The organism is Streptomyces sp. NPDC000229 (assembly GCF_040300825.1).
Classification (GTDB): Bacteria; Actinomycetota; Actinomycetes; order Streptomycetales; family Streptomycetaceae; genus Streptomyces.
This window is the reverse complement of record NZ_JBEPEL010000005.1, coordinates 67710-91690: the sequence shown is the minus strand read 5'-3', so window position 1 is coordinate 91690 and position 23981 is coordinate 67710. Positions and strand designations below refer to the sequence as shown.

General features: G+C 71.1%; 20 protein-coding genes. 12 read left to right on the top strand and 8 right to left on the bottom strand.

Features of this window, described 5'->3' with window-relative positions; all coding sequences use genetic code 11:
* Window positions 1–139: 139 nt before the first annotated feature.
* Both cobM and cbiE read right to left on the bottom strand, forming a co-directional pair.
* On the bottom strand, window positions 140–889 hold the full coding sequence (gene cobM, locus ABT360_RS04980) for a precorrin-4 C(11)-methyltransferase (protein ID WP_351810793.1): 750 nt from the start codon (window positions 887–889) through the stop codon (window positions 140–142).
* On the bottom strand, window positions 886–2208 hold the full coding sequence (gene cbiE / locus ABT360_RS04975; RefSeq protein ID WP_444852177.1) for a precorrin-6y C5,15-methyltransferase (decarboxylating) subunit CbiE: 1323 nt from the start codon (window positions 2206–2208) through the stop codon (window positions 886–888). The genes cobM and cbiE overlap by 4 nt, the downstream gene beginning before the upstream one ends.
* Here cbiE and ABT360_RS04970 point away from each other — a divergent pair.
* Window positions 2207–3127: a LysR family transcriptional regulator gene (locus ABT360_RS04970; protein WP_351810790.1), complete on the top strand. Its 921-nt coding sequence runs from the start codon at window positions 2207–2209 to the stop codon at window positions 3125–3127. The two genes, cbiE and ABT360_RS04970, sit on opposite strands and share 2 nt — an antisense overlap.
* 233 nt (window positions 3128–3360) lie before the next feature.
* On the opposite strand, the gene ABT360_RS04965 is transcribed toward ABT360_RS04970, so the two are convergent.
* The 3 genes from ABT360_RS04965 to ABT360_RS04955 form a co-directional block, all read right to left on the bottom strand.
* Window positions 3361–4203, bottom strand: a complete 843-nt coding sequence (locus ABT360_RS04965; protein ID WP_351810788.1) for an ABC transporter permease — start codon at window positions 4201–4203, stop codon at window positions 3361–3363.
* Window positions 4200–5186, bottom strand: a complete 987-nt coding sequence (locus tag ABT360_RS04960; protein WP_351810786.1) for an ATP-binding cassette domain-containing protein — start codon at window positions 5184–5186, stop codon at window positions 4200–4202. The genes ABT360_RS04965 and ABT360_RS04960 overlap by 4 nt, the downstream gene beginning before the upstream one ends.
* Window positions 5187–5439: 253 nt before the next feature.
* Window positions 5440–5850, bottom strand: a complete 411-nt coding sequence (locus ABT360_RS04955; RefSeq protein WP_351810784.1) for a hypothetical protein — start codon at window positions 5848–5850, stop codon at window positions 5440–5442.
* Between the two features lie 113 nt (window positions 5851–5963).
* Between ABT360_RS04955 and ABT360_RS04950 the strand changes: the two genes are divergently transcribed.
* The 4 genes from ABT360_RS04950 (at window position 5964) to ABT360_RS04935 (ending at window position 10036) form a co-directional block, all read left to right on the top strand.
* Window positions 5964–6929, top strand: coding sequence for an endonuclease/exonuclease/phosphatase family protein (locus tag ABT360_RS04950; RefSeq protein ID WP_351810781.1), 966 nt, complete (start codon window positions 5964–5966; stop codon window positions 6927–6929).
* Between the two features lie 121 nt (window positions 6930–7050).
* Window positions 7051–7287: a DUF2630 family protein gene (locus tag ABT360_RS04945; protein ID WP_351810778.1), complete on the top strand. Its 237-nt coding sequence runs from the start codon at window positions 7051–7053 to the stop codon at window positions 7285–7287.
* A gap of 206 nt (window positions 7288–7493) precedes the next feature.
* Window positions 7494–9005, top strand: coding sequence for an APC family permease (locus tag ABT360_RS04940; protein ID WP_351810776.1), 1512 nt, complete (start codon window positions 7494–7496; stop codon window positions 9003–9005).
* A 50-nt stretch (window positions 9006–9055) separates the two neighbouring features.
* On the top strand, window positions 9056–10036 hold the full coding sequence (locus ABT360_RS04935) for a hypothetical protein (protein WP_351810773.1): 981 nt from the start codon (window positions 9056–9058) through the stop codon (window positions 10034–10036).
* Between the two features lie 10 nt (window positions 10037–10046).
* On the opposite strand, the gene ABT360_RS04930 is transcribed toward ABT360_RS04935, so the two are convergent.
* The gene (locus ABT360_RS04930) at window positions 10047–12095 is read right to left on the bottom strand and encodes a PhoX family protein (protein WP_351811032.1); all 2049 of its coding nucleotides are present in this window, start codon (window positions 12093–12095) and stop codon (window positions 10047–10049) included.
* Window positions 12096–12354: 259 nt separating this feature from the next.
* Here ABT360_RS04930 and ABT360_RS04925 point away from each other — a divergent pair, with 259 nt between their 5' ends.
* On the top strand, window positions 12355–13821 hold the full coding sequence (locus tag ABT360_RS04925) for a VWA domain-containing protein (protein ID WP_351810770.1): 1467 nt from the start codon (window positions 12355–12357) through the stop codon (window positions 13819–13821).
* On the opposite strand, the gene ABT360_RS04920 is transcribed toward ABT360_RS04925, so the two are convergent.
* Entirely contained in the window at window positions 13818–14903 is a 1086-nt protein-coding gene (locus ABT360_RS04920; protein WP_351810767.1) for a sensor histidine kinase, read from the bottom strand. The two genes, ABT360_RS04925 and ABT360_RS04920, sit on opposite strands and share 4 nt — an antisense overlap.
* Complete coding sequence (locus ABT360_RS04915) at window positions 14900–15556, bottom strand: response regulator transcription factor (protein WP_351810764.1); 657 nt, start codon at window positions 15554–15556, stop codon at window positions 14900–14902. The genes ABT360_RS04920 and ABT360_RS04915 overlap by 4 nt, the downstream gene beginning before the upstream one ends.
* Before the next feature lie 118 nt (window positions 15557–15674).
* Between ABT360_RS04915 and metG the strand changes: the two genes are divergently transcribed.
* The 6 genes from metG to ABT360_RS04885 all read left to right on the top strand — a co-directional run bounded on the left by metG (window position 15675) and on the right by ABT360_RS04885 (window position 23977).
* A complete protein-coding gene (metG, locus tag ABT360_RS04910) occupies window positions 15675–17282 on the top strand; it encodes a methionine--tRNA ligase (RefSeq protein ID WP_351810761.1) in 1608 nt (535 codons plus the stop codon).
* Between the two features lie 139 nt (window positions 17283–17421).
* Window positions 17422–17889, top strand: coding sequence for an SseB family protein (locus ABT360_RS04905; RefSeq protein WP_351811030.1), 468 nt, complete (start codon window positions 17422–17424; stop codon window positions 17887–17889).
* Complete coding sequence (locus ABT360_RS04900) at window positions 17886–18530, top strand: hypothetical protein (protein ID WP_351810758.1); 645 nt, start codon at window positions 17886–17888, stop codon at window positions 18528–18530. Before ABT360_RS04905 ends, ABT360_RS04900 begins: the two co-directional genes overlap by 4 nt.
* Complete coding sequence (locus ABT360_RS04895; protein ID WP_351810755.1) at window positions 18531–23093, top strand: putative T7SS-secreted protein; 4563 nt, start codon at window positions 18531–18533, stop codon at window positions 23091–23093.
* Window positions 23083–23586, top strand: a complete 504-nt coding sequence (locus tag ABT360_RS04890) for an Imm50 family immunity protein (protein WP_351810752.1) — start codon at window positions 23083–23085, stop codon at window positions 23584–23586. The genes ABT360_RS04895 and ABT360_RS04890 overlap by 11 nt, the downstream gene beginning before the upstream one ends.
* The gene (locus ABT360_RS04885; protein WP_351810750.1) at window positions 23573–23977 is read left to right on the top strand and encodes an Imm50 family immunity protein; all 405 of its coding nucleotides are present in this window, start codon (window positions 23573–23575) and stop codon (window positions 23975–23977) included. Before ABT360_RS04890 ends, ABT360_RS04885 begins: the two co-directional genes overlap by 14 nt.
* Window positions 23978–23981 lie beyond the last annotated feature (4 nt).

The following is a 23981-nucleotide window of genomic DNA, read 5'->3' as shown; positions in this document are numbered from 1 at the left end:
CGACGCGCGTCAGCGGGTGACCGAGGCGCGCGTCAGCGGGTGACCGGGGGCCGTGTCAGCGGGTGACCGGGGCGCGCGTCAGCAGGTGACCGGGGCGCGCGTCAGCGGGTGACCGGGGCGCAGCGCCCCCCGGGGGCGTTCAGCAGACGTGACGGTCGCGTTCCGGCGAGTACAGGTGGCTGTCGCGGAACTGGGTCGCCGCCAGGGTGCGGCCCACCAGGATGACGGCCGTGCGGGTGATGCCGGCCTCCTTGGTGGCGGCCGCGATGTCGGCGAGGGTGCCGCGCAGGATCACCTCGTCGGGGCGGCTGGCCATCGCGACCACGGCGGCCGGGCAGTCGGCGCCGTAGTGCGGGGTGAGCTCCGCGACGACCCGGTCGACGTACCGGGCCGCCAGGTGCAGCACCAGCAGGGCGCCGCTGCGCCCCAGGGTCGCCAGGTCCTCGCCCTCGGGCATGGCCGTGGCCTGCTCGGCGATCCGGGTGAGGATCACCGTCTGGCCCACGGTCGGGACGGTCAGCTCCCGCTTCAGCGCCGCCGCGGCGGCCGCGAACGCCGGGACGCCCGGCACGACCTCGTAGGGGATCCCGGCCGCGTCGAGCCGCCGCATCTGCTCGGCGACCGCGCTGAAGACGGACGGGTCGCCGGAGTGGAGGCGCGCCACGTCGTGGCCCTCCTCGTGGGCACGGACCAGCTCGGCGGTGATGGCGTCCAGGTCGAGGCGGGCGGTGTCGACGAGCCGGGCGTCGGGCGGGCACTCGGCGAGCAGCTCGCGCGGGACGAGGGAACCGGCGTACAGGCACACCCGGCAGGAGGCGAGGGTGCGCGCGCCGCGCACGGTGATCAGGTCGGCGGCGCCGGGGCCCGCACCGATGAAGTAGACGGTCATTCTTCTGTCTCCTGCTTGGTTACGGACCATTGCGTGACCGGCATGGCCTGGCGCCAGCCGGTGAAGCCGCCCACCGGGACGGCGTGTGCGACCGCGAGCCGGACCAGTTCGCCGCCGTGGCGCCGGTAGCGGTCGGCGAGCAGCGCCTCGGATTCGAGGGTCACGGTGTTGGCGACCAGCCGTCCCCCTGCCGGGAGGGCGTCCCAGCAGGCGTCCAGCAGCCCGGGAGCGGTCAGTCCGCCGCCGATGAACACCGCGTCGGGGCGGTCCAGTTCCGCGAGCCCGGCCGGGGCGGCCGCGGTGACCACCTTCAGGGCGGGTACGCCGAGGGCGGCGGCGTTGCGGGTGATGCGCTCCGCCCGCTCGGGCGAGCGCTCGACCGCGATGGCGCGGCACGTGCGGTGCGTACGCATCCACTCGATGCCGATCGAGCCGGATCCGCCGCCGATGTCCCACAGCAGTTCGCCGGGCGCGGGGGCCAGCGCGGCGAGCGTCGCGGCGCGCACGTGCCGCTTGGTGAGCTGGCCGTCGTTCTCGTACGCCGCGTCCGGCAGCCCCGGCACGGCGCCCAGGCGCAGGGCGTCGGTCGAGCGCACACACGTGACGGCGATGACGTTCAGCGGGTCGCCGGGCGGGTGGGGCCAGTCGTCGGCGGTGCCGGTCAGGTGGTTCTCGCGGTCGGAGCCGAGCTGTTCGAGGACAGTGAGGCGGCTCGGCCCGAAGCCCCGGTCGCGCAGCAGCGCGGCGACCTCTCCGGGGGTCGCCGCGCCCGCGCTCAGCACCAGCAGCCGGCGCCCGTCGTGGAGCGCGGCGGCCAGGGAGGCGAGGGGGCGCCCGACGAGGGTGACGGTCTCGGTGTCCTCCAGCGGCCAGCCGAGGCGGGCGCACGCGTACGAGACGGAGGACGGGTGCGGCAGGACGTGCAGCCGCTCGGGGCCGGCCGTCTCGGCGAGGGCGCGGCCGATCCCGTAGAACATGGGGTCGCCGCTGGCGAGCACGGCGATCCGGCGGCCGGTGTGGGCGGCCAGCAGGGTGGGTACGGCGGGCCGCAGCGGCGAGGGCCAGGCGACCCGTTCGGCCTCGCACTCCTCCGGCAGGAGGGCGAGTTGCCGATCGCCGCCGATGACGACGTCGGCGGCGCGCAGGGCGGCGCGGGAGGAGTCCGGGAGCCCGGCCCAGCCGTCCGCGCCGATACCGACGACGGTCACGGGCGGTCGGGTGCCGGGGACGGGACCGGGGACGGGGCCGGGGACGGGGCCGGGGCTGCTCACGGGCTGGAACCCTACCGGCCGGTCGCCGCGCCCTAGGGTCGGGGGCATGACCGACAGTGCACCCGGCGGGCCGCCGCTCGACCTGACGCTGCTCCGTACGTTCCTGGCCGTGCACCGCTCCGGTTCGTTCACGGCCGCCGCGCGGCTGGTGGGCCTGTCGCAGCCGACGGTCACCGCGCAGATCCGGGCGCTGGAACGGCAGCTGGACCGGGAGCTGTTCACCCGCCTGCCGCGCGGGGTCGCCCCGACCGCCGTGGCGGACGCCCTCGCCGCCCGGGTCGCCGAGCCGCTGGACGCGCTGGAGGCGGTGACCGGCCGGCCGTCGGCGGGGGAAGCGGAGCCCGTACGGCTGGCGGGGCCGGCCGAGCTGCTGTGCGTCCGGGTGCTGCCCGCGCTGGCGGCGGCGGTCGCCGAGCGGGGCGTTTTGCTGCGGGTGGCGACGGGGCTGACCGACGACCTGCTGGACGGGCTGCGGGCCGGTCAGCACGACCTGGTCATCGCGACGTACCGGCCGAGGGGCCGGGCGCTGGTGGCGACGCCGCTGATGGACGAGGAGTTCGTGCTGGTCGCCGCGCCCGCCTGGGAGGCCCGGATCGGGGCGGGGCGGGTGGCGGCCGAGGGCGCGGCGGCACTGCGGGGCGTGCCGCTGGTGGCGTACGCGGAGGACCTGCCGATCACCCGCCGCTACTGGCGGCACGTCTTCGGCACCCGGCTGACCGACCGGGCCACCGTGACCGTGCCCGACCTGCGGGGCGTGCTGGCGGCGGTGGCGGCGGGCGCGGGCATCGGCGTCCTGCCGCGCTACCTGTGCCTGGACGAGCTGGCCACGGGGGCGCTCGTACCGCTGCTGACGCCAAAGGACCCGCCGATCAACACGGCCTACCTGGTCCGGCGGCCGGGAACGGCGGACCACCCGCACCTGACGCTGGTGCGCGACCTGCTGCTGCGGGAGGCGCGCGAGTGGTGAGGTGCTGCTCGCTCTTCGACCTGGCCGCCCCGGACCGGCAGCGGCACCTGCTGCCCGGGCGCTGCCCACGCCCGGGGCAACCCGCCCGGCCACCGGACACGGCACGCCCACCCGCACCCGCCTGCCCGCACCACCCCGACCCCGCGGCGCCCGTCACCCGGCGCCCCGGCAACTCGGCGCCCGGCCCCACCGATGCTGGGCCTTCCCGGGAGGGGAAGGTCAACAAGGGGGAATCACTTGCGGTTGTAGAGCCGCATCGTCACCGCGCCGAAGACGGCCACGAACACCGCCGACCACCCCAGCGACCAGCCGATGTCCGCCGTCGGCCACTCGCCGGCCATCAACTCCCGTACCGCGCTCGCCAGGTGGGTCACCGGGCTGTTGTTGACGAAGGCCTGGAGCCAGCCCGGCATGGTCTTCGGGTCGACGAAGATGTTGCTCAGGAACGTCAGCGGGAAGATCACCATCATGCTGACGCCCATCACGGACTTCTCGCTGCGCAGCAGCAGACCGAACATCGTCCAGATCCACGAGAACGCGAACGAGAAGACCAGCAGCAGCGCCACCCCCGCCGCCACGCCGACCACCCCGCCGTGCGGGCGGTAGCCGATGATCAGGCCGACCGTGAGCATCACCGCGGACGCGATCAGATAGCGCACCACGTCACCGAGGAGATAGCCGACCATCGGCGCGGGCCGCCAGATCGGCAACGTACGGAAGCGGTCGAAGACGCCCTTGGTGATGTCGGTGTTGACCGCGACACCCGTGTACATCGTGATCATCACGACGCTCAGGGTGAGGATGCCGGGCAGCAGGAACTGGATGTACGCCGAGACCGACCCGGCCAGCGCACCCCCGAAGAGGTACGTGTACATCAGCACCATCATGATCGGGAACGCCGTCACGTCGAAGAGCTGCTCCGGCACGTGCTTGATCTTCAGCATGGCGCGCCAGCCGAAGGTCAGGGAGGCGGACAGTGCGCTCGGGCGCGGCGGCCGCTCGCCGGCGACCAGCAGGGCCGCCAGTTCCTCGGTGCGGGGACCGGTGAAGGTGGCGTCGTCGGTGACGGTGCTCATGCCCTGACCTCCTCGGCCTTGTCCGTACGGTCCGTGAGCGCCAGGAACACCTCGTCCAGACTCGGCTGGCCCAGCGCGAAGTTGTCCACCATCACACCCGCCCGGGCCAGCTCCGCCAGCGCCCGCGCCGCCTGCTCGGCCGCGCCCAGGTCCGTGCCGTGCCCGTCGACCGTGGCCGTCAGGGCCACCGGGTCGTGGTCGAGCTGCACGGTCGCGTTCAACGCGCCCGTCAGCACCCGTTCCGCCTCCGGCCGCTGCCCGGCCTCCCGCAGCCGTACGTGCACGGACCCGGAGCCCACCGACGCCTTCAGCTCGCCCTTCGTCCCCTCGGCGATGACCCTGCCGTGGTCGATGACCGCGATCCGCGAGGCCAGTTGGTCGGCCTCGTCCAGGTACTGCGTGGTGAGCATCACGGTGGTGCCCTGGGCGACGACCGCGCGGACGATGTCCCACACCTGGTTGCGGCTGCGCGGGTCCAGGCCGGTGGTCGGCTCGTCGAGGAAGAGGAGGTCAGGCGTGTTGAGGATGGACGCGGCGATGTCGATACGGCGCCGCATGCCGCCCGAATAGTTCTTGACCTGCCGGTCGGCCGCGTCCGACAGCCCGAACGCCGCCAGCAGCTGCGCGGAGCGCTCCCGCGCGGCCCGCTTCCCGTGACCGAGCAGGCGGCCCAGCAGCACCAGGTTCTCGGTACCGGTCAGGTCCTCGTCGACCGACGCGTACTGCCCGGTGAGGCTGACCCGCCCGCGTACCGCGTCCGCGTCCCGCACCACGTCCTTGCCGAAGACCCGCGCCTCCCCGCCGTCCGGCCGCAGCAGCGTCGCCAGCACCTTCACGGCGGTCGTCTTGCCCGCCCCGTTGGGCCCGAGCACCCCGTACACGGTGCCGGCGGGCACCCGGAGATCGATGCCGTCCACGGCTCGGTTGTCGCCGAAGACCTTCACCAGGCCGTTCGTCTCGATGGCCAGGTCCGCGATCGTCATCGTCACTGTCCTTGGGAAGGCGGGTGTACGGGCATCCGGCACGATCCCTCCCAGTCTCCGGCCGCCGCCCGCACCTCGCCACCGGTTTGTTGCAGTGGTACGGCCACGTGCCGGCCGATCCCGCCCCGTCCACCGCGAGCTCCACGCCCGCGGTGAACGCCGCGCCCACGCCGCGTCCACGCCGCGTCCACGGCCGGGAACAGCGCCGCCCGCGCCACCATGACGAGTGCGCGAGGACGTCGACGCGCAGGGATTACTCGTGCGTGTAGAACACGTAGAACGCCATCAGCCCCGCTGCTGCCGCCACGATCAGCGAGACCACCGCCACCGTGAGGACGCTGTTGCCGGACAGGCCGTAGAGGAAGCCGACGCTGAGGCCGAAGAGGAGCCCGAAGGCGACCGCCCGTGCTTCGCGCGGCAGTGCGCGGCGGACGCGGAGGTAGCCGTACCAGAGGACGCCGAAGCCCACCATGCTCACCACGGCGAGCACGGCCTGCCCGCCGGTGAAGGGGCCGTCGCCGCGGCGGACGATGACCTCGGCGTAGAGGCCGTAGAGGACGGCGCACACCGCGAGCACGAGCAGGGTGGACCGGTGTGCGTGAGGACGGGTCGCCCGTTCCCGGGTGCGGCGGTGTCGTCGGGGCAGCGTTGCGTGTGCGGCCATGGCGCGCTCCTTCCCGTGGCCTTCCTCCAGAGCACACCCGCCGCGGCGGCCCGGCAAGTGGATCAGCGCGGGAACCGGGGACGGGGGCCGGGGGGCCATGAGAAGGTGACGGCTTGGCCGATTCCTCCACCTCGCATCTGCTCCGCCGGGCCACCTCGTGGGCCGCCGGGCTGTTGCTCGTCGTGCCCACCGCCGTCACCGGCTGCCGGCTCTTCGGCACCGACGCCGTCACGCCCGTACCGCAGCTCCTCGCCCTCCTGCCGTGGCTCGCCGTCCCGGCCGGGCTCGCGTTCCTCGTCTCCCTCCCCGCCCGCCGCCCGCTCCTGACCGCCTGGGCCGGCGGGGCGCTCGCCGTCACGCTCTGGTTCACCCAGCCGTACGGGCCCGCCGGCACCCCCGCCCACGGGCCCGTCACCGGCAGGCTGCGGGTGCTCGCCGCCAACGTCGAGTTCGGCAACGCGACCGCCGAACTGCTCGCCACCGTCCGGCGCGAGCGCCCCGACCTGGTCTTCGTCTCCGAGTGCGACCCCGCCTGCGCGCGGGCGCTCACCGCCCACTACCCCTACGGCGCTCATGTCGCCGCCGCCGGCTCCGCCGGATCCGTCATCCTCGGCACCCTCCCCCTCACCCCCGAACCCGCCCTGCCCGGCACCACCATGGGCATGCCCGGCGCCACGGTCCGGGTGGGGGACAAGGACGTGACGCTCCGGCTCGCCCACCCGATGCCGCCGCTGCCCGGCGGGATCGGCCTGTGGAAGCACGAGCTGGGCCTCCTGCGCGACTTCGCCGCCGCCCACAAGGGCCGCCCTCTCGTCCTCGCCGGCGACTTCAACGCCACCCAGGACCACGCCGCCTTCCGCTCCGTCCTCGACTCCGGCGCCCTCCACGACGCCGCCCGCCTCGACGGCGCCGCCCGGACCGGGTCCTGGCCGCAGAACGCCACGCCGCCCCCGTACGCTCAGATCGACCACGTCCTGGTCAGCGGCCACTTCTCGGTGCGCGGCACCCGCTTCCTCGACCTGCCCCGCACCGACCACCGCGCGCTCCTCGTCGACCTCGACCTGCACACCGGCCCCTGAGCGACCTGCACACCGGGCTTGCACCGGGCCCTGATCGACCATGCACACCCGACCCTGATCTACCCGCATCGGGCCCCTGATCGACCTGCACACCGGAGCCTGATCGGGGAACGTGGGGAGCATGGACAACGAGCAGATCCTCGACCACATCGGTGCCCTCGTCCGCGAGGAACACGCCCTGCGCGACCGCGCAGGCGGCCTCACCGACGACGAACGCGTCCGCCTGCGGTCCCTGGAGGTCCAGCTCGACCAGTGCTGGGACCTGCTGCGGCAGCGGCGCGCCAAGTCCGAGTTCGGCGACAACCCGGACAACGCGACGACCCGGCCGCCCGGCGAGGTGGAGGGCTACCTCGGCTGACGTCTCCATCGGGGCCGAAGCCGCCCCGCTCCGGCGCGTGCCGATCACGCCGATACATTCCGGACGTCATCCTTCCGGGTGACCTCACCGCACCGCGTCCACCCGACTACGATGCGCACGACTCACGCGTGCCGCCCCATCCCGCGCCATGCGCGGTCCGCGCCTGCCCCACCGCCACATGCCGTGCAATACAAGGACATTCGCCAATGCGCAGCAGCTCAAGCAAGGCCTCCAGCAGGGCTTCCCGGAGGCCTCCCGGGCGGGGGCTCCAGCCCAATGTCCTCGGTACGTTCGACACGATCGTGATGGCCGTCGCCGGCAGCGCGCCCGCCTACTCGCTCGCCGCCACCAGCGCCGTACTCGTCGGAGCCGTCGGCCTCGCCGCGCCTGCCGCGCTGCTGTACTGCGCGATCCCGATGCTCGGCATCGTGCTGGCGTTCAGCCGGCTCGGCCGGATCGACGTCAGCGCGGGCGCCAGCTACTCCTGGGTCGGCCGGACCCTCCACCCCGCCCTGGGCTTTCTGTCCGGCTGGGCGCTGATCGTCGCCGCGACCATCTTCATGGTGGCCGGGTCGCTGCCGGCCGGGCAGCTGACCCTGACGCTCCTCGCGCCCGGCCTGGCCGCCGACACCGCGCTCGCGACGGCCGTCGGCGCCGGCTGGTTCCTGATGATGCTGCTGGTGGTCCTGGGCGGCGCCCGGCTCACGGTACGGGCGCAACTGCTCATGACGGGCGTCGAGTTGGTGATCCTGCTCCTCTTCCTTATCGGTGTGGTCGTGCACCGGGGCGCGGCCACCGCCTTCGACTGGTCGTGGCTGGGCTTCGGGCACTTCGACGGGGTGTCCGGGTTCGCCTCCGGCGCGTTGATCGCCGCCTTCTACTACTGGGGCTGGGACGTCACGAGCAACCTGAGCGAGGAGACCCGCGACAGCCGCCGTACGGCCGGGCTCGCGGCGCTCGTCGGCATCGGGGTCGTCTTCCTCCTCTTCGAGGCGTTCACCATCGCCGTCAACGTCGTCCTGTCGGCCGGGGAGATCCGCGCGGGCGGCGCGAACGTGCTGGCGCTGCTCGGTGAGGCCGTGTGGCCGGGCGTCGGCGGCAAACTGCTGATCGTGGCCGTGATGCTGTCGAGCATCGCCACCCTGGAGACCACGCTGATCCAGGTGACCCGGTCGCTGTTCGCGATGGGCCGGGACCGGACGATGCCGGCCGCTCTCGGCGCCGTGCACCGCCGCTGGAACACCCCGTGGGTGGCGATCGCCGTGGTCGGGGCGGTGGCGCTGGTGATGTTCGTCGCGGCGACGGCGCTCGGTTCGGTCGGCGACATCCTGGACAGCGCCGTCAACGCGATGGGGCTCCAGATCGCCTTCTACTACGGGCTGGCGGGCATCGCCGCCGTGGTGGCCTACCGTGGGACGCTGCTGAGGTCGGTGCGCGACTTCGTCCTGGGCGGCGCGTGGCCGCTGGCCGGCGCGGCCTTCATGTTCTGGATCTTCTTCGAGTCGCTGGGCGGGCTGACCGGCACGACGGTCGCGATCGGCCTGGGCGGTCTGGGGGCCGGAGTCGTACCGATGATCTGGTACTGGCGCAAGGGGAGCTCGTACTACCGTCCGGCGCGCCTGGACGCGGTCCGCGCGATGGCGGCGGCGGGGCCGTACGACGTACCGCGACAGCACCACCGTGCCGATGGGAACGAAACCCTGGCGACCGACTTCTAACACCACACAACGGAGTGACACGACCGCGCTTTTGACGGGGGGACAGGGAAGTGGCCGTACGCCGCAGCCGCCGCTCCACACGTTTCGCGCCGGACTTCGACCCGGACTTCGGCGACCGGGCGCTGGGCCACGCCCGGCACGACATCGTTATCGGTCGCTGGCAGGGCGTCCGTGACCTGCTGTGCGACACCGGTGACGACTGGTCGCTGCGTACCCACCGGCTGCGGCTGCTGTCGCACGCGGCGGCGGGGAGCACCGCCGTCGAGGCGTGGCGGGCGGCCGAGCCGGACAGCCCGGACGCGGCGGTGCTGCGGGCGGCGACCGAGGTGGTACGGGTCTTCAACCAGGCCATCGCGGTGGGGCGGGGGACGGCGGTGGACCGGGCGCGGCTCGACGCCACGGTCATGGCCTGCCTGGGCGCCGCCGACGCGCGTCCGGCCGACCCGATGCCGTGGGTGTCGCTGCTGACGGTGGCGCGGCTGTACGAGGGCGGGGTGGGGCGGGCGGAGCTGCGGCGCTGGTGGGACGAGCTGCGGCGGCGCGACCCGCACAACCTGGAGGGCCATGTGCAGCTGCTGCGGTACTGGTCGGCGCGGTGGCACGGCACGCACGGCTCGATGTACGACTTCGCGCGGGACGCGGCCGGGGCGGCGCCGCCCGGGTCGCCGCTGCCGGTGCTGGTGCAGATCGCACGGGTGGAGGAGTACCGGTACATCGTGGACGCGGGCCGCGGGCAGGGGCCGGTGCGGGGCTTCGACCAGCACTGGAAGCACGAGCTGGCGGCGACGGAGGTACGGCGGACCTGGGAGCGGTGGCTCGGCGGGCGGCCGCCGGGCCAGGTGCGGCCGGAGGAGGTCGAACCGCTGAACTACCTGACTCACGCCGCCTGTTACGCGGGGCTCCCCGAGGTGCACGGGCAGCTGTTCGGGCTGCTGGAGGCGCGGGCGTCGTGGGCGCCGTGGGCGTACACGGGGGAACCGGCGGAGCAGTTCACGAGGTGGCGCGGGGGGACGGCCCGCGCCACCTCGTGACCCCCGTGCGTCAGACGCCGATGTTCCGGCCGTCCTTGCGGTATACGGCGACGACCGACGGGCGGACGATCCGGCCCGGGCCGTCGGGCCAGTTCGACGCCGGCTTCTCGACGGACGCCCCGTCGACCTCGCCCGGGTGCTGTACGGCGACGAGGACGCGGCGCTCCTGGATGATCGGGCCGCAGGTCTCGGCGCCGGCCGGCACGGTCAGGAACTGCTTCAACTCACCGCGCCGCTCGCCCTGCGTCGCGACACCGAACAGGCCGTCGTGCGAACCGAGCTGGTTGCCGTCCGTGGACAGCCACAGGTTGCCGTACGGGTCGAAGGCCACGTTGTCAGGGCAGGAGATGGGGCTGACCTTCTCCTTGGGGTAGCCCGCGAAGTACGTGGACGGGTCGTCCGGGTCGCCCGCGACGAGGAACAGCCGCCAGGCGAAGCCGTCGGACGCCGGGTCGTCCCAGTGCTCGGCGAGCTCCAGGACCTGGCCGTGCTTGTTGTTGTTGCGCGGGTTGGCCTCGTCCGCGCCGGGCTTGCCCGCCGCGCCACGGTCCTTGTTGTTGGTGAGGGCGACGTACACGCGGCCGGTGCACGGGGACGGCTCGACGTCCTCGGGGCGGTCCATCTTGGTGGCGCCGACCTTGTCACCGGCGATGCGCGTGAAGACGTACACCTCTTCGGCGGTCATGCCGGGGACGTGGCTCTTGTCGCCCGTCGCGAGCGGGATCCAGTGGCCGCTGCCGTCGAATTCGCCGTCGTTCGGGAGCTTGCCGGTGCCGTCGATGTCCTGCGGGCTGTCGCCGGTGAGCTTGGCGACGTACAGGGTGCCCTCGTCGAGGAGGGTGAGGTTGTGCTCCCGGGCCTTGCGGGAGGTGCCCTTCATCATCCGCTTGGACGAGACGAACTTGTAGAAGTAGTCGAACCGCTCGTCGTCGCCCATGTAGACGACCGGACGGCCGTCGGCGGTCAGGCGCGGCTGGGCGGCCTCGTGCTTGAAGCGGCCGAGCGCGGTGCGCTTGCGGGGCGTGGAGTCCGGGTCGTAGGGGTCCAGCTCGACGACCCAGCCGAAGCGGTGCGACTCGTTGGGCTCCTGCTTGGCGTCGAAGCGCTTGTCGAACCGCTCCCACTTGCGTTCGGTGGCCCCGGAGCCGATGCCGTACCGCTTGTCGGTCGGGCTCGATCCGTTGGCGAAGTACTGGTTGAAGTTCTCCTCGCCGTGGAGCGTGGTGCCCCAGGGGGTGGTGCCGCCGGCGCAGTTGTTGAGCGTCCCGAGGACCTTGCGGCCGGTCGGGTCGGCACTGGTCCTGAGGAGAGCGCCGCCCGCGGCCGGCCCGGTCAGCTCGAACTCGCTGGTCGCGGTGAGGCGGCGGTTGAGCGGGTGGCGGGTGACCGGGACCAGCCGGCCGTCACGGTGCTGTTCCTGGACGACGACCACGGACAGGCCGTGGGCGGCCCAGGCGATCTCGGCCTGCTCACGGGTCGGGTTCTCGGGGTCGTACCCCTTGAACATCAGGACCTCGTCGGTGTACTCGTGGTTCGCCACGAGGACCTGGCGGCCGTGCTCGCCCCGGAGCGGCAGCAGGGACAGGAAGTCGTTGTTGTACCCGAACTGTCCGGCCTGCGCCGTGGCGGTCTGCTTGTCCGGATCGAAGGCGGGCGCGCCCCGGAGGATGGGCTCGCCCCAGCGGATGACGACGCTCTGGGCGTAGCCGTCCGGGACGGTCACCTTGTCGTCCGTGTTGGGCGCGACGGGCGTGAAGCGCAGCCCCCGGGCACCGGCGCTCTTCCCCGCCGTACGGGGCATGGCGGCCACCGCCTCCGGTCCGGCCGCCGCCTGCGCGACGACGGCACCGCCGGCCGTGGCGGCGACGGTGACGACTGCGGCGGCGCGCATCATCGAACGGCGCGACAGGGCACCGGCTATGACGTCGCCGACGTACTCGTTGTCGCTGGTGTTGGGCACCTCGTGGAAGCAGGCGTCGCCGCACCGGTAACGGCAGGTGAGGGCGGAACGGCCGCCTCCGTGCGGGTTGGTGCTCAGCAGCGGCAGCAGCTTGCGCACTTCGTCCTCCTCCGGCGCAGCCTGCGCCGACATGGTGTCGGGAATCGGTCCGGCGGTGACGTTAGGCGCGTAGATGTGCAGGTCGGCGGCGGCGGGGTGAACGGTGGATGAATGCGGTGCGGCCGGGGTGGGGTTGACGCGAATGCCCCTTGCCTTTCCGCGCCACTCGGGGCGGCTAACCTTACGTGTCCGCCATGGCCAGGGATGATTCCTAGCAGTACGGACATACACGGCACCCAACATGCGAAAGGCCTCGCCCATGGGCATTCGGAGCTTGCTGCGCAAGGTGTTTGGACGCGACCGTGCGGAGCGCAACGAGACGGCAGCCGCCTCCGTCCCGCCCCAGACGGAACGCACGGTGCCCCGGGAGGAGCCGGCGGAGCCCGCGGATTCCACGGCGACGGTTCCGCCCCAGACGTCCACGTCCACGTCCCCGTCCCCAGAGCAGGCGGCGGCGGACCTGGTGGCGGCGTCGTTCGACAAGGCACGCCGCGCCTCGGTGCCGGCGGCCCGCGAGGCGGCCCCCGAATCCACCACCGCCGCCCCGAAGGCGGACATCCCGCCCCAGCCGGAGGCCGCCGCTTCCGCCGAACCGGCCACCCCGAAGGCGGAGCCGGCCACCGACCCGGAGCCCGCGCCGAAGGCGTCCGCCGACCCGGAGCCCGCGCCCGAGGCCGCCGCCACGGGCGCCGCCGCCGAGCGGGAAGCCGAGCCCGAGGCCGCGCCGGAGCCCGAGCCGAAGGCCGCCGCCGAACCGGAAGCCGAGCCCGAGCCCGAGCCGAAGGCCACCGCCGAACCGGCGGCAGAGCCCGAGGCAGACGCCCCGACGACCGCCCCCACGCCCGACGCCTCAGCACCCGACGCCTCCGCGCCGGAGGCCGAAGCCCAGGCCGAGGAGCCCGCCGCAGCCGGCTCCAAGGCCCCGGAGGCCAAGACCACCGACGAACCGGAGCCGGAGCCCACCGAGGCCCCGGCGGCGAAGGCCACCGACGAGCCGGAAGCGGAAGCGGAACCGGAAGCGGAGCCGGAGGCGGAACCGGCGGCGAGCGCCCCCGCGGCCAAGCCGGCGCATTCCGCCGCGCGGGTCAAGGCGCGGGCGCCGCAGCTGGCCGAGGCGTACAAGGCGGCCGGGGCCGCCCTGCGCAAGCGCGAGCTCGTGGGCGCCCGGGCGACCGTGTACCTGGTCCTCGACCGGTCCGGGTCCATGCGGCCGTACTACAAGGACGGCAGCGCGCAGCACCTCGCCGAGCAGGCCCTCGCGCTCGCCGCGCACGTCGACGACAAGGCCACCGTCCCGGTCGTCTTCTTCTCGACCGAGATCGACGGCACCGGCGAGATCACCCTCGACGACGTCGACGGGAAGATCGAGGCCCTGCACAGCTCCCTGGGCCGCATGGGGCGGACGAACTACGACCGCGCCGTCCGCGAGGTGCTGGCCCACCACGAGAAGTCGGACGCGGCGGACCGTCCCGCGTTCGTGCTGTTCCAGACGGACGGCGCCCCCGAGTCGAAGACGGCCGCGACGCAGGCGCTGGCCGACGCGTCGGCGAGCGGCAGGAGCCTGTACTGGCAGTTCGTGGCGTTCGGCGAGGAGGACTCCAAGGCGTTCGACTACCTCCGCAAGCTGGAGGCGCCCAACGCCGGGTTCTTCCACGCGGGGCCCGCCCCGCGCGAGGTGCCGCACGCCACGTTCTACCGCGAGATCCTCGCGAACTGGTCGGTCTAGGGCCGCCCGGGGGCCCGGTCGCGGACGGGCAGGCGCACCGTCACGACCAGGCCCCCACCGTCCCGGCCGGTCGCCGTCACCGTGCCCCCGTGCGCGAGCGCGACCGACCGCACGATGGACAGCCCGAGCCCCGCGCCGGGCCCCATCCGGTCGCGCCCCTCACCCCGCCGGAACGGCTCGAAAAGCCCAGGTATGTCCGCTTCCGGAATCACCGGCCCGGTGTTCGCGACCGTGAGCACGCCCCCGTCCACGGCCACGCGCACCCACCCGCCCGGCACGTTGTGCGTGACGGCGTTGGCGACGAGGTTCCTGGTCATCTGAGCCAAGAGCACCCGATTCCCCCGTACGAGACCACCGCAACCACCGCCCGTCACCGCGGTGACCACGTCGAACCCTTCACACTCCTCCGCCACCACCTCGCCCAGCCGCACCGGCTCCCGCTCCTCCAGGCCCCGCTCGCCGCGCGCCAGCACCAGCAGCCCGTCGATCAGCCGTTCACTGCGCCGGTTGCTGTCCAGCAGCACCTGCTTGACCTCGACGGAGTCGTCCAGCCCCACCTGGATCGCCGTGCGCTGCGTGGCCAGCGGCGTACGCAGCTCGTGCGACGCGTTCGCGATGAACCGCCGCTGGCTGTCGAAGGCCGCTTCCAGCCTCGCCAGCAGCGCGTCGATGGTGTCGCCCAGCTCCTTCAGCTCGTCGTCCGGCCCGCTCACCCGGAGCCTCTCGTGGAGGTTGCGCTCCGAGAGCCGCCGCGCCCGGGCGGTCATCTCGTGTACGGGGCGGAGGACGCGCCCCGCCGTCCACCACCCCACGACCACGGCACCGAGCGCCATCACCAGCAGCGCCCCGCCCGACCAGATCAGCAGCTGCTCCGAGGCCGCCCGGCTGACGTCGCCGGTGACCTGTTCCACCCGGACGATGTCCGGGCCCTGCACCCGCGCCGCGATCGCGTCCGCCTCGCCGCGCGTCCCGGCCCCGGAGAGCAGGTTCACCACGCCGAGCAGACAGCCGCCCAGCACCAGGAAGACGCCCCCGTACACGAGGGCGATCCGCGTCCTGATCGTCGACCCCGGCCCGATCACAGCGCGTACCCCACGCCCTGCACGGTCCGGATGATCACCGGCTCCCCCAGCTTCCCGCGCAGCTTGCTCATGCACACCCGCACCGCCCCCGTGAACGGGTCGGCGTGCGCGTCCCAGGCCCGCTCCAGCAGCTCCTCCGCCGACACGACCGCGCCCTCCGCCTCCATCAGGATCTGGAGCACCGCGAACTCCTTCGGCGACAGCTCCAGGTCCCGCCCGTCCCGCTCGGCGGTCCTCCGTACCGTGTCCAGCCGCACCCCGTGCCGTTCCAGCAGCGGCGGCACCGGCGGCCGGGCGTTGCGCCGCCGCAGCGCGCGCACCCGCGAGACCAGCTCGGGGAACTCGAACGGCTTCCCCAGATAGTCATCGGCCCCCAGGTCGAGCCCTTCCACCCGGTCCTCGACCCCGGCCGCGGCGGTCAACATCAGGATCCGGGTCCGTGCCCCGCCCCCGACCAGCCGCCGCGCCACCTCGTCGCCGTGCACCCGGGGCAGGTCGCGGTCGAGGACGACGACGTCGTAGTCGTACAGCTCGACGTGGGCGAGGGCGGCGTCCCCGCTGTGGACGGTGTCGACGGCGAATCCGGCGCGCCGCAGTCCGGCGGCGACGAGCTCGGCGAGGACGGTCTCGTCCTCGGCAACCAGTACACGCATGCCCCCACTCTCCACGCCCCCAGGTTTCGCGAACGTCTCCCCCTCCCCCCTCCCCCCTCCGTCTCCCCCCGTGAAACGAAGGTGAGGGGAGCTTCCGCGGCCGGATAGGATTTCGACCATGGCGGCCACTGGATCCGAGAAGCAGGGGGCGAAGGCGTACTACGTCTCGACCCCCATTTACTACGTCAACGACGCTCCTCACCTGGGCCACGCCTACACGACCGTCGCAGGCGACGTGCTCACCCGCTGGCACCGTCAGCGCGGCGAGAAGGTGTGGTACCTCACCGGCACGGACGAGCACGGTCAGAAGATCATGCGCACGGCCGACGCGAACAACGTCACCCCGCAGGAGTGGTGCGACAAGCTCGTCGAGGAGGCCTGGAAGCCCCTCTGGGAGCACCTGAACATCGCGAACGACGACTTCATCCGCACGACGGAGAAGCGGCACACGGACCGTGTGCAGGAGTTCGTGCAGGACCTGTACGACAAGGGTGAGATCTACAAGGGCGGGTACGAAGGCCCGTACTGCGTGGGCTGCGAGGAGTACAAGCTCCCCGGCGACCTCATCGAGGACGAGCAGGGCACCAAGCTCTGCCCGGTCCACAAGAAGCCGGTGGAGATCCTCAAGGAGGAGAACTACTTCTTCAAGCTGAGCGAGTACGGCCCGAAGCTGCTGGAGTTCTACGAGGCGAACCCGGACTTCATCCAGCCCGAGTCGGCCCGCAACGAGGTCCTGAACTTCGTGAAGCAGGGCCTTCAGGACCTCTCCATCTCCCGGTCCACCTTCGACTGGGGCATCCCGATCCCGTGGGACGACAAGCACGTCATCTACGTGTGGGTCGACGCGCTCCTGAACTACGCGACGGCGGTCGGCTACGGCTCGAACCAGGCGAAGTTCGACGAGACCTTCCCGGCGAACGTCCACCTCGTCGGCAAGGACATCCTGCGCTTCCACGCGGTGATCTGGCCCGCGATGCTGATGGCGCAGGGCCTGCCGGTGCCCGGCAAGGTCGCGGCCAACGGCTGGCTGATGGTCGGCGGCGAGAAGATGTCGAAGTCCAACCTGACCGGCATCAAGCCGCAGGACCTGACCTCGCACTTCGGCGTGGACGCCTACCGCTGGTACTTCCTGCGGGCGATCGCCTTCGGCAGCGACGGCTCCTTCTCGTGGGAGGACTTCACCGCCCGCTACACCTCCGAGCTGGCCAACGACTACGGCAACCTCGCCTCGCGCCTCGCGGCGATGGTCGGCAAGTACTTCGCCGGCGCCCTCCCGGAGGCCACGGCCGCCGGTGAGGCCGAGCAGGCCGTCCAGGAGGGCCTGGCCAAGGCGGTCTCCGAAGCCGACCGGAAGATCGGCGAGGAGCTGGACTTCCAGGGCGGCATCCTGGCGATCTTCGACTTCGTGAAGCAGGTCAACGGCTACATCACGGAGCAGGAGCCCTGGAAGGTCGCCAAGGACGACTCCGACGAGGGCCGCGCCCGCCTGGCGACGATCCTCTACACCGCCGCCGAGTCGCTCCGCGCGGTCGCCGTGCTCCTCAACCCGATCATGCCGGAGACCTCCCAGAAGCTCTGGGACTCCCTCGGCGCCGAGCCGGTCCTCGGCCCCCTCGCCGACCAGACCGTCGACTCCGCCGCCACCTGGGGCCTCCTCCCCACCGGCGCCACGGTCACCAAGGGCGCGGTCCTCTTCCCGCGCCTGGAGGAGCCGAAGAAGGACTGACCCCCTTCCTCCGCACGACCGGGACCGCCGCTCTCTCCAGAGGGCGGCGGTCCTGTCGTAGGCGGTACTGCATCCAGCCGTTTCTTGGACATCTCATTGGAGTCGAAAATCCGAACGTGTGATGATCTCCGTCGTGACCATGAACGGGGACATGACCACAGCGGACGAGTCGACTGCCGGCCGGCCATCGCGACTGGCGGATCTGCTCGACGGACCGACGCCATCCGCCCCGTCCGAACCGCCCTCTCCCGCGGCGGCACGGCGGGAGTTCGCCGTCCTGCTGGGGGAGTTCCGGCGTACCGCCGTGCTGGTGCCGATCGATCCGTACGGGAGCCTGTGGACCGCTGAACACGGCGGGGTCCGGTGGATCTGCGCGTTCTCGAACGAGGAGACACTGGCGCGGTTCGCACATGTACGTGGTGAGGCCGGGCGGGAGTGGGAGTACCGGACGGTGCTCGGGGCGCGGTTGTTGGATGTGCTGGTGCCGGGACTGGGGGTCCCGGCGGGTGTGGCGCTGGACGCGGGCAGCGACGACGGCGTGGTGTTCCCGCCGGTGAAGGGCATCGTGCCGGACGCGGCGGTGGTGGAACTCGGGGGGACGCAATGAGCGGTACAGATCCTGATCTCGCGGCGTCCAACGCCGGCTTCCGGCTCATCGCGATGGGCATCGACAAGGCACACGAGGAGCTGAAGGACCTCGGGATGATCGGCGAGGCAACCGCCGGTCGTGGCTTCTCGGAGCTGACCCTGTCGGGGCTGGAGTTGGGGCACGCGGGGCTGGCCGCCGGGTTCAAGACGTTCTGCGAGCGCTGGGAGTGGGGTGTCCGGGACCTGATGCAGCGGGGCAACAGCTTCGCCTCGGCTGTCGGGTTGTCCGCAGGGGCCTTCCACGAACAGGAGCTGTACGTCAAGGACACCATCAAGATCGCCGTGAATGCGCTGAACGGCAATCCGCACCTCACGGAGGACGAGGTCAAGGCCAAGGACTGGGACGAGATCAAGTCCCAGCGGACGGGCGACAACCCGGACTACAGCCTCGAGTCGATGGCAGCGGCGCAGCGGAACGTCGAGCAGACGTGGAAGGACACCGGCTACGACGTCGAGGACGCCGCCTTGGACTCGTTGGAGAACATCGGTGCCTTGGACCCGGCGTTGCGTGAGGCCGTGGACGAGCACATGCGCGAGACGTTCGATCCCTCCCAGGAAGCGGTCGAGCGTGCGGAGCGGCCGGCTTGGGGGAGCGAGTAGATGACGGACTGGCTGGGGAAGCTGGGGGACGTCTGGGAGGCCGGCGAGAAGGTCGTCGGTACGGGCGTCGACAAGGGCACCAACGCTCTCGGGGAGGTGCTCGACTACGTCGGTGCCGAGGGCGTGGCGGAATCGGTCACGGACTGGGGCGACAGCGCGGCCTCCTGGCTCGGAGCGGAGGTCGGAGAAAAGCAGCTCGGCCAGAGCGAGGATGCCAATGAGCTGATCCACGGCCAAGCATCCAAGATCACCGCGAGTGCGAAGAACCTGCGCGACTTCAGCGCGGCCTTCAATCTGGTCGGCGCCGGCATGAAGGGGCTGGACTCCGCCCACTGGAAGGGTGAAGCCGGCGATACCTTCCGTGAGAAGTTCCAGCTCCTGCCCACCGACTGGCTGCACGCGGCGGACGCCTTCGAGGCCGCCGCCGCGGCGCTGACGGCGTACGCCGCGGCGGTGACCGCGGCACAGGGCATGGCCAGGGAGGCGATCGCCCTGTTCAAGCAGGGCGACGAAACCTCCCAGAAGGCCGTCGACGCGCACAACAAGAAAGTCGACGCCTACAACAAGGCCCTCACCAGCGACACTCCGCTCCCCGAACCGGCTCCTTTCACCGACCCGGGCAAGGCCCAACGCGACCAGGCCCAAGAGATCCTCGACAACGCCCGCCGTCAGCGCAACGAGGCGGCCGAGACGGCCAACCAGGTCGTCACCGCGGCCCTCGCCCACGCACCCGCCGAGAAGTCCGCCATGGAGCGCGCCAAGCTCGGCCTGGTGGACTTGGCGATGGGCAACGGCGTCGAGACGATGCACTTCGTCGGCGGAGCCGTCAAAGGCACGGTCGGCCTCACCAACTTCGTCCGCTCGCTCAACCCTCTCGACGGGTACAACCGCACGCACCCGGCCGAGTACTACGAGAACGTCAACATGACCCTGGCCGGCGTCTTCTCCAGCGCTGCCCATCCCGACCGGGCGTTGAAGGGCGCGTGGGACGCGTTCCAGGAGGACCCGAGCGAGTTCGGCGGGCGCCTTTTCCCGGAACTACTGGGGACCCGGGGCGCGGGCGGGCTGAAGTCCCTGGCGCGCAAGGGCGTGGACGACGCCAAGGGCGGGCCGGGCAAGGGGCATGACGGACAGAATCCTCACGCCACCTCGCAGCAATGTACCGAGCTCAGGTGCGAGAAGGACCCGGTCGACATGGCGACCGGCCGGATGGTCCTTCCACAGACGGACATCACCCTCCCGGGGTCACTGCCGCTGGTCTTCACCCGCACCTTCCAGTCGTCCTACCGCGCCGGACGCTGGTTCGGACCGACCTGGGCCGGCACCGTCGACCAGCGCCTGGAGATCGACTCCGAAGGTGTCGTGTTCGTCTGCGAGGACGGCAGCCTCCTCGCTTATCCGCACCCCGCGCCCGGCGTACCGGTCATGCCCACCCACGGCCGCCGCTGGCCCCTGGACCGTGACCGGGACACCTACACCGTCACCGACCCCGGCACCGGCCGCGTCTGGCACTTCACCGAGCAGGGCGCCGACCTTGCCCTGCTGACCCAGATCGACGACCGCAACGGCCGCTGGATCACGTTCGAGTACGACACGAACGGCACCCCGACCTCGATCGTCCACCACGGCGGCTACCACCTGAAGCTCACCACCGACCAGGGCCGCGTCACCGCCCTCCACCTCGCCGGCGCCGCCCCCGACGGCACGGACCAGGAGATCCTCCGCTACGCCTACACGGACGGCCATCTGACGTCCGTCACCAACTCCTCGGGCCGTCCACTGTCCTTCGGCTACGACGAGCTCGGCCGCATCATGTCCTGGACCGACACCAACGGAAGCCACTTCGACTACGTCTACGACGACCGGCACCGCTGCGTATACCAGTCCGGCACCAACGGCCACCTCGAATCCAGCTTCACCTGGGACGACACCGATCCGGACACCGGTCTGCGGCAGACCTCCGTCACCGACGGCCTGGGCCACACCACCCGCTTCCTCATCAACGAACGGATGCAGGTCGTCGGCGAGATCGACCCGCTGGGCGCGGTCACCCGCTACGAATACGACCGCTACAACCGGCTCCTTTCCCGCACGGATCCTCTCGGCCACGTCACCCGCTTCACCTACGACGAAGCCGGCCGGCCGACCGCACTGGTGAGACCGGACGGCCGCGAGATGTCCGCCGAGTACAACGCGCTGGGCCTGCCGGTCCGAGTGCGCGGCGCGGACGGCACGGTGGTACGCCAGGCGTACGACGAGAAGGGCAACCGCACCGCGGTCACCGACACGACTGGGGCCACGACCGCATTCACCTACGACGAGGCCGGCCACCTCACGACGATCACCGACGCACTCGGCCACTCGACCGTCATGCGGTACGACCGCGCCGGCCTGCCCATCGCGATCACCGACCCGCTCGGCGCGACCGTCCACTACGAGCGTGACGCCTTCGGCCGACCGGTCACCATCACCGACCCCCTCCGGTCGGTGACGCGCCTCGAATGGACCGTCGAGGGCAAACTGGCCAGGCGCATCGAACCGGACGGCACCGAGCAGTCGTGGACGTACGACGGTGAGGGCAACTGCCTGTGCCACACAGACGCGATGGGTGGCACGACCCGCTTCACGTACACCGACTTCGACCTGCTCGCCTCCCGCACGGACCCGGACGGGGCGCGCTACGAGTTTTCCCACGACACGAACTTGCGGCTGACGCGGGTGACGAACTCGCAGGGTCTGACCTGGGACTATGCCTACGACCCGGTGGGCCGCCCACGGTCCGAGACGGACTTCGACGGCCGGACGTTGGACTACGCGTACGACGCGGCGGGCCGACTGGTCGCCCGCACCAACGGCCTGGGGCAGACGGTCCGGTTCGAGCGCGACGCCCTCGGCCGGATCGTCCGCAAGGACGCCGAAGGCACGGTCAGTACCTACGAGTACGACGTCTTCGACGAACTGGCGGTGGCGACGAACCCAGACGCGAGGCTTGAGCGCATCCGGGACCGCCACGGCCGTCTGAGGTCGGAGACGGTCAACGGTCGGACGCTGTCGTACGCGTACGACGAGTTGGGCCGCCGGGTGGGGAGGACGACACCGGGCGGATCGGCCAGCGCGTGGTCGTACGACGCGGCGGGCCGCAGGACCGGCCTTAACGTGTCCGGCCGGGAACTCGCCTTCACCTTCGACGCGCTGGGGCGTGAGGTTGAGCGCACGGTCTCGGACTTCGTGTCGCTGACGTCGTCCTACGACGCGGTGAGCCGGCTGACGGCCCAGGAGGTCACCTCACGGAGCGGCCGTCTCCAGCACCGGGCGTACGGCTACCGCCCCGACGGTGGGCTGGTCTCCGTCACGGACAGCCTCTCGGGCACACGCGACTTCGACCTCGACGGGGCGGGCCGGGTCACGGCAGTGCGGGCGGACCGGTGGACGGAGCGGTACGCGTATGACGAGGCCGGTAATCAGACGGAGGCGGACTGGCCGTCCACGCACCCGGCCCACGCCGCGACGGGCCCGCGTGCCTACGAGGGCACCCGCATCACCCGCGCGGGCAGCGTCCGCTACGAGCACGACGACCAAGGCCGGATCGTCCTGCGCCAGAAGACCCGCCTGTCCCGGAAGCCGGACACCTGGCGCTACGAGTGGGACGCGGAGGACCGGCTGACGTCGGTGACCACGCCGGACGGCACGGTCTGGCTCTACGCGTACGACCCACTGGGCCGCCGAATATCCAAACAATCCGCCCTGGAAACAGTCCACTTCACCTGGGACGGTACGACCCTCTGCGAGCAGACGACCGCGAACGTCGTCCTGACCTGGGACCACGCGGGACTGCGCCCCCTGAGCCAGACGGAACGCCGCACGGACACGGACGACGAACGCTTCTTCGCCATCGTCACCGACCTGATCGGCACCCCCACGGAACTCGTCGACGAATCGGGCGACCTGGCCTGGCGCACCCGCACGACCCTCTGGGGCACGACGACCTGGAACCGCGACGCCACGACGTACACCCCGCTCCGCTTCCCGGGCCAGTACTTCGACCCGGAATCCGGCCTCCACTACAACTACTTCCGCTACTACGACCCGGAATCTGCTCGATACCTGAGCCAAGATCCGCTGGGGCTGGCTCCAGCTCCCAACCCGGCAACTTATGTCCACGATCCCCGCACGTGGAGCGACCCGCTGGGACTTGCTCCCAAGGAGTGCCCGCCAAAGGTCGGCCGCGATCTGGCGGAGACAAAAACCAAGGCATTGAGGGATGCGGGTATTCCAGAGGGTGCAACACCTATCGATGTGAACGACTACGTTCCCGCGACAACACCGGAGTGGCAAGGCTCGAAACAGTTGCTGGACGAAAATCACCAGCCGATCTACTACCGGGAGGAGGTCTACGAACATCCCAACGGTCAGGATCTCATCGTATTCCAGGACCACTGGTTCGGCCACCAGAAGCCTGGAGAGCCCGGGTACCAACCACCGCACGTACATGTGAGACCTTTTGAGGACACCCGAAACGGCCAGGTACCCGGAGCCGAGGAGCATTATTACTATGACCGATAACATTGTACTAGTAAATTCCGATGACCTTCTCAACCTATACGGAGAGGCCCCGCCTCTCGGGCAACTTCGCCTACGCTCCCTGAATATGGATTGGCGAGGCCCGACGGTCACCCTTCGAGTGGACCTGTCGAGCTTCCCGGCAGTGGTCCCCCAGGAGTGGCAGGGGGAAGAACTCGACACGGTTCAATGCCACCTGCAGTTCCTCGCTGTGGAGGATTTCTCTCTGGCGGAGTGGGAGCCACCTGTCGCCTCCGCTTCCTTCCGGGTACAACCCCTAAAAGAGAACCGAAGGATCCGGGTGCGAGTGACAGGAGCCGGAGTAGCTCTCGAATTCACCAGTAATTCAGCCGTTCAGGTGGGACATGTGAGCGCCTTCAAAATTTCACCCGATGGCACGGACAGGGAACGGCACATCTTCTTGAAAAAACTTGACAGGTTGCGCTACGAATTCATTCCGGGAACTGAGGAGAAGACCTTTTATGGGAGAATCTGACTGGACGACAGTTCTCAACTCAAAGGTTATGACGGACTCGTACACATCACCTCCCAATCTGAGTGAATGCAGACTTCATTACACTCAGATCGACGAAAGAGAGGCGTCGGTAACGTTGGCGTTCGAGACGTCCGCTCTACCCTCGAGCCCTCCTGCCGACTGGAAGAGAAGGGAATACAACACCGTTGAGTTCTACCTGAAATTCACCGGCGTGAAGAAACTCCGAGTCGCCGGCTGGGACTTTACCATCCGCGACGCAGAAGTCACCTTGAGCCGTTGCGGAGACGAAGGCATCCAGGTCTCGCTCGCAGCAGTGGGTTCGCACATTGATTTCATGGCAGCCCAATGCATCATGCCTCGGATGCGCTCCTACCTCTCTGCGCAGGAGTGATACT